Source organism: Xanthobacter sp. SG618 (assembly GCF_012932745.1).
In the GTDB taxonomy this organism is placed as follows: domain Bacteria; phylum Pseudomonadota; class Alphaproteobacteria; order Rhizobiales; family Xanthobacteraceae; genus Xanthobacter; species Xanthobacter flavus.
In genome coordinates, this window is record NZ_JABBHL010000007.1 from 104311 (window position 1) to 118672 (window position 14362).

15 protein-coding genes are annotated in these 14362 nt (G+C 67.4%); 12 read left to right on the forward strand and 3 right to left on the reverse strand.

Annotated features, from left to right (window positions below; genetic code table 11):
• The first annotated feature begins 68 nt into the window (after window positions 1–68).
• The 4 genes from FHT36_RS18445 to FHT36_RS18460 all read left to right on the forward strand — a co-directional run bounded on the left by FHT36_RS18445 (window position 69) and on the right by FHT36_RS18460 (window position 3243).
• Entirely contained in the window at window positions 69–1271 is a 1203-nt protein-coding gene (locus FHT36_RS18445; RefSeq protein WP_169123955.1) for an SGNH family hydrolase, read from the forward strand.
• Window positions 1272–1407: 136 nt separating this feature from the next.
• Window positions 1408–2307, forward strand: a complete 900-nt coding sequence (locus tag FHT36_RS18450; RefSeq protein WP_169123956.1) for a CoA ester lyase — start codon at window positions 1408–1410, stop codon at window positions 2305–2307.
• Window positions 2308–2314: 7 nt separating this feature from the next.
• A complete protein-coding gene (locus FHT36_RS18455; RefSeq protein WP_169123957.1) occupies window positions 2315–3019 on the forward strand; it encodes a DJ-1/PfpI family protein in 705 nt (234 codons plus the stop codon).
• A 20-nt stretch (window positions 3020–3039) separates the two neighbouring features.
• A complete protein-coding gene (locus FHT36_RS18460) occupies window positions 3040–3243 on the forward strand; it encodes a DUF1737 domain-containing protein (protein WP_169123958.1) in 204 nt (67 codons plus the stop codon).
• 42 nt (window positions 3244–3285) lie between these two features.
• Here FHT36_RS18460 and FHT36_RS18465 read toward each other — a convergent pair whose 3' ends face one another.
• Window positions 3286–4200: a cation diffusion facilitator family transporter gene (locus FHT36_RS18465; RefSeq protein WP_169123959.1), complete on the reverse strand. Its 915-nt coding sequence runs from the start codon at window positions 4198–4200 to the stop codon at window positions 3286–3288.
• A gap of 193 nt (window positions 4201–4393) precedes the next feature.
• Here FHT36_RS18465 and FHT36_RS18470 point away from each other — a divergent pair, with 193 nt between their 5' ends.
• Window positions 4394–5446, forward strand: coding sequence for a MaoC family dehydratase (locus tag FHT36_RS18470; RefSeq protein ID WP_169123960.1), 1053 nt, complete (start codon window positions 4394–4396; stop codon window positions 5444–5446).
• On the opposite strand, the gene FHT36_RS18475 is transcribed toward FHT36_RS18470, so the two are convergent.
• Window positions 5422–6450, reverse strand: coding sequence for a PHB depolymerase family esterase (locus FHT36_RS18475; RefSeq protein WP_169123961.1), 1029 nt, complete (start codon window positions 6448–6450; stop codon window positions 5422–5424). The genes FHT36_RS18470 and FHT36_RS18475 overlap by 25 nt on opposite strands.
• Before the next feature lie 441 nt (window positions 6451–6891).
• On the opposite strand from FHT36_RS18475, the gene FHT36_RS18480 reads away from it, so the two are divergent.
• From FHT36_RS18480 to FHT36_RS18505, 6 genes are all read left to right on the forward strand, one after another.
• Complete coding sequence (locus FHT36_RS18480; RefSeq protein WP_169123962.1) at window positions 6892–7578, forward strand: OmpW family protein; 687 nt, start codon at window positions 6892–6894, stop codon at window positions 7576–7578.
• A gap of 318 nt (window positions 7579–7896) precedes the next feature.
• A complete protein-coding gene (gene sdhC, locus FHT36_RS18485; RefSeq protein ID WP_169123963.1) occupies window positions 7897–8295 on the forward strand; it encodes a succinate dehydrogenase, cytochrome b556 subunit in 399 nt (132 codons plus the stop codon).
• Between the two features lie 10 nt (window positions 8296–8305).
• Window positions 8306–8722: a succinate dehydrogenase, hydrophobic membrane anchor protein gene (gene sdhD / locus FHT36_RS18490; RefSeq protein WP_169123964.1), complete on the forward strand. Its 417-nt coding sequence runs from the start codon at window positions 8306–8308 to the stop codon at window positions 8720–8722.
• 3 nt (window positions 8723–8725) lie between these two features.
• Window positions 8726–10561 (forward strand): succinate dehydrogenase flavoprotein subunit, encoded by a 1836-nt coding sequence (gene sdhA / locus FHT36_RS18495; RefSeq protein ID WP_169123965.1) that lies wholly within the window; start codon window positions 8726–8728, stop codon window positions 10559–10561.
• A 100-nt stretch (window positions 10562–10661) separates the two neighbouring features.
• The gene (locus FHT36_RS18500; RefSeq protein ID WP_029555308.1) at window positions 10662–11447 is read left to right on the forward strand and encodes a succinate dehydrogenase iron-sulfur subunit; all 786 of its coding nucleotides are present in this window, start codon (window positions 10662–10664) and stop codon (window positions 11445–11447) included.
• 356 nt (window positions 11448–11803) lie between these two features.
• Window positions 11804–12055, forward strand: a complete 252-nt coding sequence (locus FHT36_RS18505; RefSeq protein ID WP_169123966.1) for a hypothetical protein — start codon at window positions 11804–11806, stop codon at window positions 12053–12055.
• Between the two features lie 88 nt (window positions 12056–12143).
• Here FHT36_RS18505 and FHT36_RS18510 read toward each other — a convergent pair whose 3' ends face one another.
• Window positions 12144–12614, reverse strand: coding sequence for a hypothetical protein (locus FHT36_RS18510; protein ID WP_169123967.1), 471 nt, complete (start codon window positions 12612–12614; stop codon window positions 12144–12146).
• 322 nt (window positions 12615–12936) lie between these two features.
• Here FHT36_RS18510 and FHT36_RS18515 point away from each other — a divergent pair, with 322 nt between their 5' ends.
• Window positions 12937–14232 carry an oligosaccharide flippase family protein gene (locus FHT36_RS18515; RefSeq protein ID WP_169123968.1) on the forward strand — a complete coding sequence of 432 codons (1296 nt, stop codon included), beginning with the start codon at window positions 12937–12939 and terminating at the stop codon, window positions 14230–14232.
• The last annotated feature ends 130 nt before the right edge of the window (window positions 14233–14362 follow it).

Below are 14362 nucleotides of genomic sequence, written 5' to 3' on the forward strand. Positions count from 1 at the left end.
GCTAGGATATGTGGCGCGCAGCGGAACCCCATTCTTCCGAGACCGGACCAAGCCGGAGGCGAGGCGGTGTGCCTGTGCGGCCCAATCCCCTCGCACTGCTTCTGCTCGCCCTTCTTACCGGCGTGCTGCTGGCCGCCGATGCGGCGCGCCCCGCTTTTGCGCAGAACGACTTCTTCTTCTTCCTACGTCCCCCGGCCAACGTGCCGCGCGGCAATCCCCAGCCCCAACAGCGGCAGCAGCAACAGCAGCGTCCCCCGCAGAATTCCGGCTGGTGGCCGTTCCAGCCCCAGCCCGACCTCCTGCCTCCGCCCCAGCAGCAGGTAAAGCCCCAGGCGCCGGCCGAGCCCACAGGCGTCGTCTATGGCTCCGCCGATGCCGCGAGCCAGGGCAAGCGTGTCCCGCCCAGCCAGTTCGTTCTGGTGCTCGGTGACCGCATGGCAGGCCAATTGGCGCAGGGCCTCGCCGATTCCTACGTGCCGGAGCGCCAGCGCATCGCGATCGTCGACAACACGGTCGACGAGAGCGGCTTCCTGCCGACGCCGGTGGACTGGCTCGCCCGCCTTCCCGATGCGATTGCGACCGCGCGGCCTTCCGTCACCGTCGTTGCGCTCGGCTCGGACGACCTCCAGCCCATCAAGGATGGCGATACCCAGGCCCAGCCGATGACCGAGCGGTGGAACGAGCTCTATGGCAAGCGTGTCGACGAGGTGCTTGCCGCGCTGCGCGAAAAGGCCGGACGGATCATCGTGGTCGGCCTTGCCCCCGTCGCCAACGGCCAGTTGTCCGATGACTATGCCAAGCTGAACGAGATTCTGCGCGCCCGCGTCGCCCGCGCGGGGCTCACCTTCGCCAATGTCTGGGACGGCTTCGTCGACGAGGACGGGAAGTACATGGCGAACGGCCCGGCGGTGGACGGCCAGCGCAGGCGCCTGAGATTCAACGATGGCGTGCGCTTTACCCGCGCCGGCGGGCGAAAGCTGGCCTTCTTCGTTCAGAAGGACATCAACCGCATGCTGGAGGAGAGCGGCGGCGCCAAGGCCTCGCCGACCCCGGACGCCACCAGCGGACCGGAGCGGCCCTCCGCCCTCGCCGGTGCCCCGGCCACGGGCCGCGACGCGCGCCCCGATGCGGTGCAGGTTTCCACCAGCGCCGCCTCGGCCGCGAAGGTACTGAAGGATGGTGTTGCGCCGCCACCCGTCCGTGGGCGGGCCGACGATTTCACCTGGCCGCCTCCCGGCGCCGAACCGGCCGCCGCTCCGCCGGCGCGCTGAAGGTTCCCGTCTTTCCGGCAGCCTGACCACCTCTGCCGCAGCGCGGCAAAATCCGCTTTGCAAAGCCGGAGCGGCGCTTTACCGATTTCAGGGAAGAAGTGCGGGCGCCGCCCGCTGCATGGGTCGAGGAGCCGTCATGTCCGAGGGAAATTCCGCCGCGTCCATCCGTCCGCGTCGCAGCGTCCTCTACATGCCCGGCTCCAACGCCCGCGCGCTGGAGAAGGCGCGCACCCTTCCGGCCGATGCGGTGATCCTGGACCTTGAGGACGCGGTCGCCCCCGACGCCAAGGTCGAAGCCCGCGGCCGCATCGTCGAGACGGTGAAGGCCGGCGGCTTCGGACCGCGCGAGGTGGTCATCCGCATCAATGGCCTCGACACGCCGTGGGGACCGGATGATCTGGAAGCCGCCGCATCCGCCACGCCCGACGCGATCCTGCTGCCCAAGGTGCAATCGGTGGAGCAACTCGTCACGGTGGGCCGCCGCCTCAAGGCGCTGGACGTGCCGGCCACCACGCGGGTCTGGGCGATGATCGAGACGCCGCTGGCGATCCTCGACATCAAGGCCATCGCCGCCGCCGCGCAGGACCCGCTGACCCGTCTCTCGGTGTTCGTCCTCGGCACCAACGACCTCGCCAAGGAAACCCGTGCCGCTCTGGTGCCGGGCCGCGCGCCCATGGTCGGCTGGCTGAGCCTCGTTGTCGCCGCCGCCCGCGTCTATGGCGTGGACGTGCTTGACGGCGTGTGGAACCAGTTCCAGGACCTCGACGGCTTCAAGGCCGAATGCGCCCAGGGCGTGGAGTTCGGCATGGATGGCAAGACGCTGATCCACCCGAGCCAGATCGAGCCCTGCAACATCGCCTTCAGCCCCCCGGAGGCCGAGGTGGCGCGGGCCCGGGCGATCATCGCCGCCTTCGCCTTGCCGGAGAATGCGGGCAAGGGCGTCATCACGCTGGACGGCCGCATGGTGGAGTTGCTCCACGCCGAGATGGCGAAGCGCACCGTCGCGCTGGCCGACGCCATCGCCGCCCGCAGCTGACCGCACCATGACCACACCCGCCGCCCCGACCGCTCCTGCGCCCCTGCACATCGTCATGGTCGCCTATCCAGACATGACGCAGCTCGACCTCACCGGCCCGTTTGAGGTATTCGCGCGGCTGCCCGGCGCGAAGATCGACATCGTCTGGAAGACGAGCACCAGACCGGTGAAGGACGTGGCGGGTCTCTCCATCATGCCCACCGCCGCGTTCAAGGAAATCCACGACTGCGACGTGCTGTTCGTGCCCGGCGGGCCGGGCCAGCTTGAGCTCATGGAAGACCGGGAAACCCTCGGCTTCCTGCAGGAGATGGCGGACGGCGCGCGCTATGTGACCTCCGTCTGCACCGGCTCGCTGATCCTTGGTGCCGCGGGGCTGCTCAAGGGCTACCGCGCCACCTGCCACTGGCTATCTTTGCCGCAGTTGGCCCATCTCGGTGCCATCCCGGTGGAGGAACGGGTGGTGATCGACCGCAATCGCCTCACCGGCGCCGGCGTTTCCTCCGGGATCGACCTGGCGCTGGCGCTGGCGAGCGAGATCGCCGGCGAGGACGAGGCACGGCGCATCACCCTCGCCATCGAATACCAGCCCGAACCGCCCTTCCCGCCCCGCGACAAGGAGGATCCCCGCCTTGTCGAGGAGGTCCGTGGCCGGACGCAGGGCTTCCAGGACAAGCGCGACGCCGTCGCCCGTCGCATCGGCGCGCGGCTCTGAGACCCCGGGGGGACTGAACCATGAAGCTCTATCGCTATCTCACTGGCCCCGACGACGCTGCCTTTTGCAAGCGCGTGTCCGCCGCCCTCAACCGGGGCTGGCAGCTCCACGGCGCTCCCACCCTCACCTTCGACAGCGTTCAGGGCCGCGTCATCTGCGGCCAGGCCATCGTCAAGGAAGTGGAAGGCGAGTGGTCGGACGAGGTGGTGCTCTCCGAGCACTGAGCCTGCGCAAAGGGCGCGCCGATCAGGACGCGCGGCGGCGGATCAGACCGCCTTCGCCTCGGCAGAAGCGGCGTGGCCGGGCATGAGGACGATGGACACATCCACCTCGTCGCCGGCCTCGCGGAACTCCCGCTTCACCGACTCGGTGAGCTTGGCCACCACGGCGCGGGCGCGGGCGACCGTCCAGTCGCTCTCGAAGCCAAGATGCAGCTCCACGAACATCTTGCCGCCGAACTGGCGGGTGCGGATGTCGCCCAGCTCGTCAAAGTCGTCGAAATGGGTGGTGAGCACCTTGAGGATGCGCAGCTGCCCCGCCTCGTCGATGGCCTGGTCCAGCAGGGAGGCCACCGAGTTCGAGAGCATGGCGTAGATGTTGTAGATCATGAACCCGATGACCACGAACGAGCCCATCGGATCGAGGTAGTACAGGATCGGGATGTTGTTGAAGATCGACAGGATCACCGTGACCGTGAACACCGAGCCGGAGGCGATGGCCGAGACGAGGTGAACGCGGGCCTGGGCGGCCAGCACCGGCGAATGGGTCTCGTGGGCGAGGCGCGTGGCCTTGCGGTTCAGGATTACGTTGCCGACCACCGCCAGGGCCGCCACGAAGAGCCCGAGCTCGGCGCCGTCCACGCCCTCCGGGTGCATCACGCGGATGATGGCGCGGGTGCCGGCGATGACCACCAGGATCGTCTGCAGCAGCGCGATCATCAGCTCGGCGAGGTTTTCCAGCTTGCCGAGGCCGTAGGCATATTTGCCCGCATGGGCCTTGTGGGCGAGCTTCAGCACCAGCCAGCAGGCGGTGAGCGCCGTCAGGTCGAACGAGGTGGCGAGCAGGTCCGTGAGGATCGCCGCCGAATTGGTGAGCGTTGCAGCGAGAATGTAGAAGGGAAACAGGCAGGCCGTGAAAATCATGGCCTGAAACGACAGATTCTGGCTCGCCGAACCCGACACGAACGCCCCCTCTTGCCCGCTGCGCCTTCCGGAGTGGCCCAGCACCCCTCCGGAACGCCCCATGAGGACCATGAGGGGGGCACGCGTCAAGCCGATCCGGCATCGCGGCCGAGATTCGGCACGTTCTCCCTTCGGCCTGTTGCGTCGCACCCACGGGCTCTGCAACATGCGCCGACGAATTGGGGGACCCTAGATGAGCAAGACCAACCGGGGCAATTTCTTCGAGGATTTCAGCGTCGGACAGGTGATCCGCCACGCGACGCCGCGCACCGTGACGGTGGGCGACGTGAGCCTCTACAGCGCCCTGTACGGCACCCGCTTCGCGGTCCAGTCCGCCGACACCTTCGCCCAGGACATCGGCTATCCGGCCGCCCCGGTGGACGACCTGCTCGTGTTCCACACGGTGTTCGGCAAGACGGTGCCGGACATCTCGCTCAATGCCGTGGCCAATCTCGGCTATGCCGGCGGCCGCTTCCTCGCCCCTGTCTATCCGGGTGATACCCTGACCGCCGTGTCCGAAGTCATCGGCCTCCGTGAGAATTCCAACGGCCAGAGCGGCGTCGTCTATGTCCGCTCCGTGGGCTTCAACCAGGACGGCACCGAGATGCTGGACTATGTGCGCTGGGTGATGGTGCGCAAGGCGGACCCCTCCCTCCCCGCGCCCGAGCCCGTGGTTCCCACCCTTCCCGCGGCGTTGGCCCCCGATGCCCTTGGCGGCGCTGTGCCCGTGCTCGACCTCGGCGGCTGGCGCGACGACCTCTCCGGCTCGACCGCCCGCTTCAGCGACTATGCGGTGGGCGAGCGCATCGACCATGTGGACGGCATGACGGTGGAGGAGGCGGAGCACATGATCGCCACCCGCCTCTACCAGAACACGGCGAAGGTGCACTTCAACCAGTTCACCGAGGGCCAGGGCCGCTTCGGCCGTCGGCTCATCTATGGCGGGCACGTGATCTCGATCGCCCGTGCGCTCTCCTTCAACGGCCTCGCCAACGCCTTCCACATCGCCGCCATCAATGGCGGCCGCCATGTCGCGCCGTTGTTCGCCGGCCTCACCGTCCATGCCTGGAGCGAGGTGCTGGACGCGCAGGAACTGCCCGGCCGGGACGACGTGGGCGCGCTGCGCCTGCGCACCGTCGCCACCAAGGACCGGCCGACCGCCGACTTCCCCTTCAAGGCGGAGAACGGCGATTACGACCCGAGCGTCATCCTCGATCTCGACTACTGGGCGCTGATCCCGCGCTGACCGGCCGCGCCCGACGCCGCCCCGGCCGAAGCCGTGGGCGGTGCGGCATTTGCCCCCTGGGGCTTGGCAGCCGTCGGCTTCGCTTCCGCCGGCTTGCTCCCGTCGGCCGCCCCCGAGTTGGTCGCCGGCGGCTTCGCCGCAGCCCCGGATCCGGTCGGCTTGGGCTTCGGCTTGCGCGGCGGAGCGGCAGGCGCCGCCGCGGCCGGCACACCGCCATAGACCGACATGAAGCGCCAAATCTCCTCGCCGGCATCGATGTCGTGGCTGCGCAGGCCGAGAAATGGCGTGGCGAGGTCGGGCTTGGTTTCCACCATGGCCGGCGACTGGTGCCCGCCGCGCTCGATGGTGATGAGCTCCACCGCGCTGCCATCCCGGCACCCTTCCCATCGGCGCAGCTCGGCTGTGGTACCGTCATCCGGGGCAAGGTCGGGCAGCTTGGTGCTCGTAGCCGGCCCGCATCCGTCCAGAGCGGCATAGAGGCGGGCGCTGTCGGGCGCGGAGAGGGTCGAACCCAGCGGCGTCCAGAAACCGGCATAGCCGATCACCGAATCCGCCGTGCCGTGAATGAACTGGATGGAGACCGGCTTCGACGGCTGGCACTCTTCCTTATAGTTGGCCGGCGCGGTGGACATGATCGCCGAATAGGCGGCGAACAGCTCGGCATATTCGCAGGCCATGCGCTGCACCATGAAGCCGCCGTTGGAAATGCCGGTGAGGTAGATGCGGTTCGGATCGGCGATGCCGTCCACCGCCAGCCGCCGCGCCAGCGCCACCAGGAACCCCACGTCGTCGCCCGGCCGCAGCATCATCTTGAGTCGCATGGCCGCCGGGCGGCCATCGTTCCACGTCCGCCCCTCGCCTTCCGGATAGACGGCAACGAAGCCGTGCTTTGCCGCCGCGGCATCGAGCCCGAAATAGGCGCGGAAGCTTTCCGGCGTCTGGGCCGCGCCATGCAGCGCGATCACCGTGGGGGCAGTCGTGGTGACGCCATCGGGTGTCACCACGACGTAGCGGCGCGTCTCCCCGTTGACCGAAAGCCTGAGGTCCTTGACCGATTCCGCATGGAGCGGAGCAGATCCCGACCAAAGCAGGAACAAAAAGAGACTCGCACGGAACATCCAGCTGCCAGCGGCGCCCCGCCGCAGCCACGATTGCCACACGTCTAAAGTCGAAGCATCGGGGGCCAGTCGGCGGCGAACAAGGGCGGCAAGGACCGTCATGAGCGCAATAAGCCTCTTGAAACAAATAGATTTTATCGCGGCCGCCGCCCCTGCCAGCGGGAACAGGCTTGCCCTGCGAATACGGCGGCGGCGGGGCGGAGGTGTGTCATCCCGGCCACACACGCGGCGGCACCGCTGCCAATTTGATCTAGATCAAACTGAACAGCGCCTCTCAGGAGGAAGTGTTTCCCATCAGTTATCTCAAAGGGCTTGTGGGAGCGGGGCATGTCGAAGCTCGGACTTGGTATCATTTTCGCGGCGGGGCTCAGCGCCCTCGTTGCCGGCAGCGCGACGGCCGCCGATCTTTCCACCCCGGTCTACAAGGCCCCCGCGGTTGAAGAGCCGCTGAGCCCCTGGCAGATCCGTGTGCGCGCTCTCTACGTGGTGCCGGAGGCCGGCGGTTCGGTGACGGGCATTCCCGGCTCCGACCTCTCCATCTCCAACTCGGTCGTTCCCGAACTCGACATCACCTATTACTTCACGAAGAATATCGCCGCCGAACTCATTCTGGGCGTGACGCCCCACGACATCAATGGCGCGGGGACCATCACCGGCCTCGGCCAGGTCGGCAAGGTGTGGCTGCTGCCCCCCACCCTCACGCTGCAGTACCACTTCACCGACTTCGGCCCGTTCAAGCCCTACATCGGCGCCGGCGTGAACTACACCGCCTTCTTCAGCCAGGAAGCCACCAACCCGGCCTTCTCCTCGCTGAAGGTCAACGATGCGTGGGGCTTCGCCCTCCAGGCCGGCTTCGACTGGATGATCGACCGCCACTGGGGCTTCAACGTCGACGTGAAGAAGATTTTCCTGCAGCCCGACTTCCTGCTGCAGACCGTCGGCGGTGCCTACCTGCAGGGCAGCGCGCAGATCAATCCCTGGATCTTCGGTACGGGCGTGACCTACCGCTTCTGATCGACCGATCCAGTCGAAATTCAAGAAAACGCCGGGCTCGCCCGGCGTTTTTTTTCGCCTGCCCGCCGGTACGCCCCGGATATTTCTGCGCCGCGCCGCGCCGCGAAGGCGGCATATTCGTTCGTGCGCCTGACGCTCCGCCCCCCGGCGGGGCGTTGGCACCGCAGCAAACGGTCGCTACAAGCGCGGGCATAGGACGATCATCCAATTGCCGGCCACTGCGTATCGGTCTTTAAAGCCGCCCAAGGTGCTTTGGAATCGTTGCGAAGAGACGACGATTGAGATACCTGATCGATCGATTTTTAAGGAGGAGGCCCCATGGCCGACAGCCCTCAGCGCATTGATCGCCCCCTATCGCCACACCTACAGATTTACCGTCCTCTGTTCACGATGATGATGTCCATTGTGCATCGCATCACGGGCGTCGGGCTGTATTTCGGCATGGCGATCCTGGTCTGGTGGCTGCTCGCGGCCGCAACCTCGCCCTCGGCCTACGCCACCTTCAGCGCGGTGGCGGGTTCGCCCATCGGCCTGCTCGTGCTGTTCGGCTTCACCTGGGCCCTGCTGCACCACGCCCTCGGCGGCGTGCGCCACTTCATCTGGGACTTCATCCACGGCTTCGGTCCGGAGCGCGTGCTGCTCGCCAAGGCCACCCTGGCCGGCTCGGTGGTGCTCACCGTGGTCGTCTGGATCATCGGCCTCGCGCTGAAGGGCTGAGGAGAACGCCATGAGCACCCCCCACTCCGGCCCCGCGCCCGCACGTGCCACCATGCGCACGCCCCTCGGCCGCGTCCGCGGCCTCGGCGCCGCCAAGTCCGGCACCGAGCACTTCTTCACGCAGCGCCTCACCGGCGCCGCGAACCTCCTGCTCTCCATCGCCTTCATCATCATCGTGATCTCGGTGGCCGGCCAGAGCTACGCCGCGGCCCGCGCGACGCTCGGTCATCCGCTGGTGGCGGTGATCATTCTTCTGACGCTGCTTTCCGTTACGACGCACATGCGCATCGGCATGCAGGTGGTCATCGAGGACTACGTGCACACGGAAGGCCTCAAGGTGCTGCTCATCGTGGCCAACACCTTCTTCAGCATTGCCGTTGCCCTCGCCGGCGCCTTCGCCGTGCTCAAGATCAGCCTGGGAGGCTGACACATGGCCGATACCGCAACGAACGGGGCTGCCGCGCCCGGCATCAACGGCGCCGCCTACCCCATCGAGGATCACACCTACGACGTGCTCGTGGTCGGCGCCGGTGGCGCGGGCCTTCGCGCCGTGGTGGGCTGCTCCGAGGCGGGCCTGCGCACCGCCTGCATCACCAAGGTGTTCCCCACCCGCTCCCACACCGTCGCTGCCCAGGGCGGCGTCGCCGCCTCGCTCGGCAACATGGGCGACGACAAGTGGGAATGGCACATGTACGACACCGTCAAGGGGTCGGACTGGCTGGGCGACCAGGACGCCATCGAATACCTCGTGCGCAATGCGCCGGCCGCCGTCTACGAGCTGGAGCACTGGGGCGTTCCCTTCTCCCGCACCGAGGACGGCAAGATCTACCAGCGCCCCTTCGGCGGCATGACCACCCACTTCGGCAAGGGCACCGCCCAGCGCACTTGCGCCGCGGCGGACCGCACCGGCCATGCCATGCTGCACACGCTCTACGGCGCGGCGCTGAAGCATCAGGCCGAGTTCTTCGTCGAATATTTCGCCATCGACCTCATCATGGATGAGGAAGGCCGCTGCCGCGGCGTGGTGGCCATCAAGCTCGACGACGGCACCATCCACCGCTTCCGCGCGCACCTCACCGTGCTCGCCACCGGCGGTTATGGCCGCGCCTACTTCTCCGCCACCTCGGCCCATACCTGCACCGGCGACGGCGGCGGCATGGTGCTGCGCGCCGGCCTGCCCCTGCAGGACATGGAATTCGTGCAGTTCCACCCCACCGGCATCTACGGCTCGGGCTGCCTCATCACCGAGGGCGCCCGCGGCGAAGGCGGCTACCTGACCAATTCCGAGGGCGAGCGCTTTATGGAGCGCTATGCCCCCTCGGCCAAGGATCTCGCCTCGCGTGACGTGGTCTCGCGCGCCATCACCATGGAGATCCGCGAGGGTCGTGGCGTCGGCAAGGCGAAGGACCACGCCTTCCTCCACCTCGACCATCTCGATCCCGCCGTCCTCCACGAGCGCCTGCCCGGCATCTCGGAGAGCGCGAAGATCTTCGCCGGCGTGGACGTGACGCGCGAGCCGATCCCGATTCTGCCCACCGTGCACTACAACATGGGCGGCATCCCCACGAACTATTACGGCGAAGTTCTGGACAAGCGCCAGGGCGACCCGGACAAGGTGGTGCCCGGCCTGATGGCCATCGGCGAGGCCGCCTGCGTCTCGGTGCACGGCGCCAACCGCCTCGGCTCTAACTCGCTCATCGACCTCGTGGTGTTCGGCCGTGCCGCCGGCCTGCGCGCGGCGGAGCTGGTGAAGCCCGGCGAGAAGCACCGGCCCCTGCCGGAGAACAGCGCCGAGCTGTCGCTCTCCCGCCTCGACAAGTACCGCTACGCCTGCGGTGGCACCCCCACCGCCGAGCTGCGCCTCTCCATGCAGAAGGTGATGCAGAACAACTGCGCCGTCTTCCGCACCGGCGAGGTGCTCGAGGAGGGCAAGAAGCTCATCCACGACGTGTTCAACGCCTCGAGCGACATCGGTGTCACCGACCGCTCGCTGGTGTGGAACTCGGACCTCATCGAGACGCTGGAATACGAGAACCTCATCTCGCAGGCCATCGTCACCATGGAGAGCGCGGCGAACCGCCAGGAAAGCCGCGGCGCCCATGCGCGCGAGGACTTCCCGGACCGCGACGACGTGAACTGGATGAAGCACACGCTGGCCTATTTCGACCCGGCCTCAGGTGCTGTCCGGCTCGACGACCGGCCCGTGCACACCTACACGCTGTCCAACGACATCCAGTACATCGAGCCGAAGAAGCGCGTGTACTGACGCCCCACTCGACCGCGCGCGCCGGGGGGAACGCCCGCCGCGCGCGGCCATGGCAAGAATTCCTGCGGGCGGTCACCGCTCCAGCGCTTCAGGACGTCCCATGGTTGAGCTCACTCTTCCGAAGAACTCGCAGGTCACGACCGGCAAGACCTGGCCGAAGCCCGCCGGCGCCAAGAAGCTGACCGAGTTCCGCATCTACCGCTGGAATCCGGACGACGGGAAGAACCCGCGCATCGACACCTATTATGTCGATCGCGAGGATTGCGGCCCGATGGTGCTGGACGGCCTGATCTACATCAAGAACAAGATCGACCCGACCCTCACCTTCCGCCGCTCCTGCCGCGAAGGCGTGTGCGGCTCGTGCGCCATGAACATCGGCGGCACCAACACCCTCGCCTGCACCAAGGGCATGGACGAGGTGCTGGTGAAGGGCGTGGTCAACATCTATCCCCTGCCGCACATGCCGGTGGTGAAGGATCTGGTGCCCGACCTCACCAACTTCTACGCGCAGCACGCCTCGATCGAGCCGTGGCTCCAGACGGACACCGCCGCCCCCGAGAAGGAGTGGCGCCAGTCCAAGGACGACCGCGAGAAGCTGGATGGCCTCTACGAGTGCATCCTGTGCGCCTGCTGCTCCACCTCCTGCCCGAGCTACTGGTGGAACGGCGACCGCTATCTCGGCCCCGCCGCGCTCCTGCAGGCCACCCGCTGGCTGAAGGACAGCCGCGACGAACGCACCGGCGAGCGTCTCGACTATCTGGAAGATCCCTTCCGGCTCTATCGCTGCCACACCATCATGAACTGCGCCCAGGCGTGCCCGAAGAGCCTCAACCCGGCCAAGGCCATCGCCGAAATCAAGAAGATGATGGTCGAGCGCCAGATCTGACGCTGACCGCATCTCCGGCTGCTACCGGGACCGCCCGCCAGACTGGCGCGGCGGTCCTTTTGTTTTCTGACGTGTCGCGACCGCCTGCGGCCCTCGGAGCCGTCTGAGGCCTCGCACTCCGCCTGACGGACGGGGCAGACCTGCCCGCATCTCCGGCTGAACCGGAGCGCCGCTGTCCGGCGTTGCCTTCGCGCGTTCCAGAGCCCCCTGCTCTCAAGAATTACACCCGCGAATCGCCTGCCCCTCAAGGCGCGGGGCGGCAGGGCTGCGCGCTTCGCAAAATGGTAAAATATGTGTTAACGTTAATTTTACCTGTGACGAAAAGTCCCTGGACAGATTTAGCCGGAGAAGCAGCCATGTCGATCGTTCGCGCCGTCTTTCCCGCGTTTATCGCTTTTGCCCTGCTGTTCGGGGTCGTGACGCATCCGTCCGAGATGTTCGTCGCGCTCGGCAGCATCGTGCTCACGCTGAGCACCGCCAGCAGCATCATCTTCTTCGGCTTCGTGCTGATGGCCGCGATTTTCGGCTTCGAACGCACCTCCGGCCGTCACATGTCCCCCGCCGCCGCGGTCCACGTGCACCGCTCGCTGCGCGATGAGGTGGCCTGAGGCGACGAGCCCGTCCGCCGAATACCGTCTGCTTTCGCCCCTATGACGACCGGCCGCGCTTCGCGAGGAGCGGCCGGTCGAGGGCGCGTCAGCCCGCCCCTGGCCGGCACACGGAGGTCGGCCAGTAGGACTGGCGGTAATAGGGTTTGAGCTCGATCCAGCGAACCCCGCCCCGCCATATGTTGCTGTAGGGCCTGGGGCAGAACCGCATCATCGCCGACGACGGATTGCCCTTCCAGAAATCCGGGACGTAGATCAGCAGCGAGAAGCCGCCGCCCGGCTCCTGCCGAGGCTCCCCGGCGCGCCAGCCGCCCGGCAGCGTCTCGCGGAAATAGACGCGCAGAGCCAGCGGTGCATCGAAGGGATAGGGATCGATGTTGGGGTCGAGGGGCTCGCGCCCCGGAACATCCCCGAGGCTCTGGCTCGGCGACTGTGCTAGCGCCGGCAGCGCCCCGAGAAACAAGGCCGCGGCCGCGCAGCAGCCAGCCAAAGCGTGAAAGGCCGAGGTCTTCCCCTCCGCCTCCGTTCGCCGGCTCGCCCGAACCGGATCATCAGCCATCGGCCAGCCGCGCTCCGCCATCGGATAGGATGGCCGCCTTGTGCCACGCCTGTGCCCATCGGGCAACGCACGGGGCGGCGCACATGCGGCAGGTCAACGGCGACGCCTGATTTGGCTTGCGCCCGCGCGCGGATGACGTGAGAGAAGACGACAGATGCAGTGCGCCGCAGCATCGAATCGCGGGCGGCCGGTCGCGTTTGGCCTGGAGGGGCATGATGTTCGGACAGCGGGGGGCCGGGGGGGCGGAATCTGGCTGGGCTCCGATATGTTCGAGCGGAGCCGGAGCGCCTCTGTGCGGATGCACCGGCACGAGCCGAAACGCATGAGCATCGCCCTGCCCCGTTCCCTGTCCGCGCTGATCTCCAGCTATGGACCTTATGTCGGTGCGCTCATGGCGCGCGGCCTCGAGCTCGTCGGCAAGCTCGGCCTTTACATGGTCGGCGCCCGCATTCTCGGCGTGCATGATTCCGGATACTTCTTCCTGTGCATGACGTGGGTGGGCGTGATCGCCACCATCGCCCGCGTCGGTCATGAACGGGCCGTGGTGCGGCATGTGGCGGCCGAGCTCGCCGTCGGCCGAGGCCGTGCCGCACTCAAGGCGCTCCTGTCGGGCACGCTCGTGGTGCTGGTCGGCGGCACCATCGCCTCGCTCGTCACCGCGGCGCTGGCCCAGCCCCTCGCCATCTATGCCTTCAGGGACCCCGAGGCCGCGCGACCCCTCCTGATCTCGGCGGCGGTCATCCTGCCCCAGGCGCTGTGCTACTTCCTCGGGAATGCACTGCTGGGCTTCCACCGCAGCGCCGCCGGGCAGATGGTCCAGAACAGCCTCTGGCCGATCTTCACCCTCGCCGCGCTGGTGGCGGGCGTGCACTCCCTCGACGGGATCCTCTACGCCTTCGCCGCGGCCAATCTCGCGGCCGCGGGCGTGGGCGTCGCCCTGCTGTTCCGCGAACGCAACCGCTTCGTGGATCTGCCGTCCGACGGCGCCGATCACGAGCCCCTGCCCAGCCTGTGGCGCACGGCCCTGCCGCTGTCGGTGGTGGAGGTCATGCAGATCCTGCTCCCCTCCCTGCCCATCCTGCTGCTGGCCAGCTTCGGCCTGCCCTCCGACGTGGGTGCCTTCAGCGTCGCCAACCGCATTTCCATGCTGGTGTGGGTGGTGAGCACGCCCATCGGCGCCGTGGCGGCCCCCTCCTTCGCCGCCCAGCACCGGCAGAGGCAGACGGACGAGATGCGGCGCCTCAACCGCCGCATGCGCCTCGCCATCGCGGTGTTCAGCCTGCCCATCGTGGCGGTTATGATCCTTTTGCCCGGCCCCCTCCTGCACCTCATCGGACCCGGGTTCGAGATCGCCGCCCCGGCGCTCATGGTGCTGGGCGTCGGCCAGCTGATCTACAGCCTGATGCCGTGCCAGGAGGTCGTGCTGTCCATGTCGGGCTATGGCGGCGTGCTGCGCTGGCTCATCATCGCGCAGGCGGTCGTCACTCTGATCCTGTGCTTCGCGCTCATCCCGCCGTTCGGGATGATGGGCGCGGCCATTTCCAACGCTGTGAACGCTGCGCAACTCGCCATCGGCTCGGCCATCGCCGTGCGGATGCTCATGCCCAAGGTGTTTTAGACCGTTCGCCGTTCTCTCAAGCAGTTTGACCGACGCCAGTTTGAAGTTTCCTTAGTCATTTCCGCGCATATTCGACGGCGCAATCTTCCTGCAGGCTTGGTTTGATTCGTCCGCGGGCGGTCACGTGCCA

What these genes read in the sequence shown, in the direction of transcription:
- FHT36_RS18450 (WP_169123956.1), top strand. Translation starts at nt 1,408, where the DNA reads ATGTCCGAGGGAAATTCCGCCGCGTCCATCCGTCCGCGTCGCAGCGTC.
- FHT36_RS18455 (WP_169123957.1), top strand. Translation starts at nt 2,315, where the DNA reads ATGACCACACCCGCCGCCCCGACCGCTCCTGCGCCCCTGCACATCGTC.
- FHT36_RS18460 (WP_169123958.1), top strand. Translation starts at nt 3,040, where the DNA reads ATGAAGCTCTATCGCTATCTCACTGGCCCCGACGACGCTGCCTTTTGC.
- FHT36_RS18470 (WP_169123960.1), top strand. Translation starts at nt 4,394, where the DNA reads ATGAGCAAGACCAACCGGGGCAATTTCTTCGAGGATTTCAGCGTCGGA.
- FHT36_RS18480 (WP_169123962.1), top strand. Translation starts at nt 6,892, where the DNA reads ATGTCGAAGCTCGGACTTGGTATCATTTTCGCGGCGGGGCTCAGCGCC.
- sdhC (WP_169123963.1), top strand. Translation starts at nt 7,897, where the DNA reads ATGGCCGACAGCCCTCAGCGCATTGATCGCCCCCTATCGCCACACCTA.
- sdhD (WP_169123964.1), top strand. Translation starts at nt 8,306, where the DNA reads ATGAGCACCCCCCACTCCGGCCCCGCGCCCGCACGTGCCACCATGCGC.
- sdhA (WP_169123965.1), top strand. Translation starts at nt 8,726, where the DNA reads ATGGCCGATACCGCAACGAACGGGGCTGCCGCGCCCGGCATCAACGGC.
- FHT36_RS18500 (WP_029555308.1), top strand. Translation starts at nt 10,662, where the DNA reads ATGGTTGAGCTCACTCTTCCGAAGAACTCGCAGGTCACGACCGGCAAG.
- FHT36_RS18505 (WP_169123966.1), top strand. Translation starts at nt 11,804, where the DNA reads ATGTCGATCGTTCGCGCCGTCTTTCCCGCGTTTATCGCTTTTGCCCTG.
- FHT36_RS18510 (WP_169123967.1), bottom strand. Translation starts at nt 12,614, where the DNA reads ATGGCTGATGATCCGGTTCGGGCGAGCCGGCGAACGGAGGCGGAGGGG.
- FHT36_RS18515 (WP_169123968.1), top strand. Translation starts at nt 12,937, where the DNA reads ATGAGCATCGCCCTGCCCCGTTCCCTGTCCGCGCTGATCTCCAGCTAT.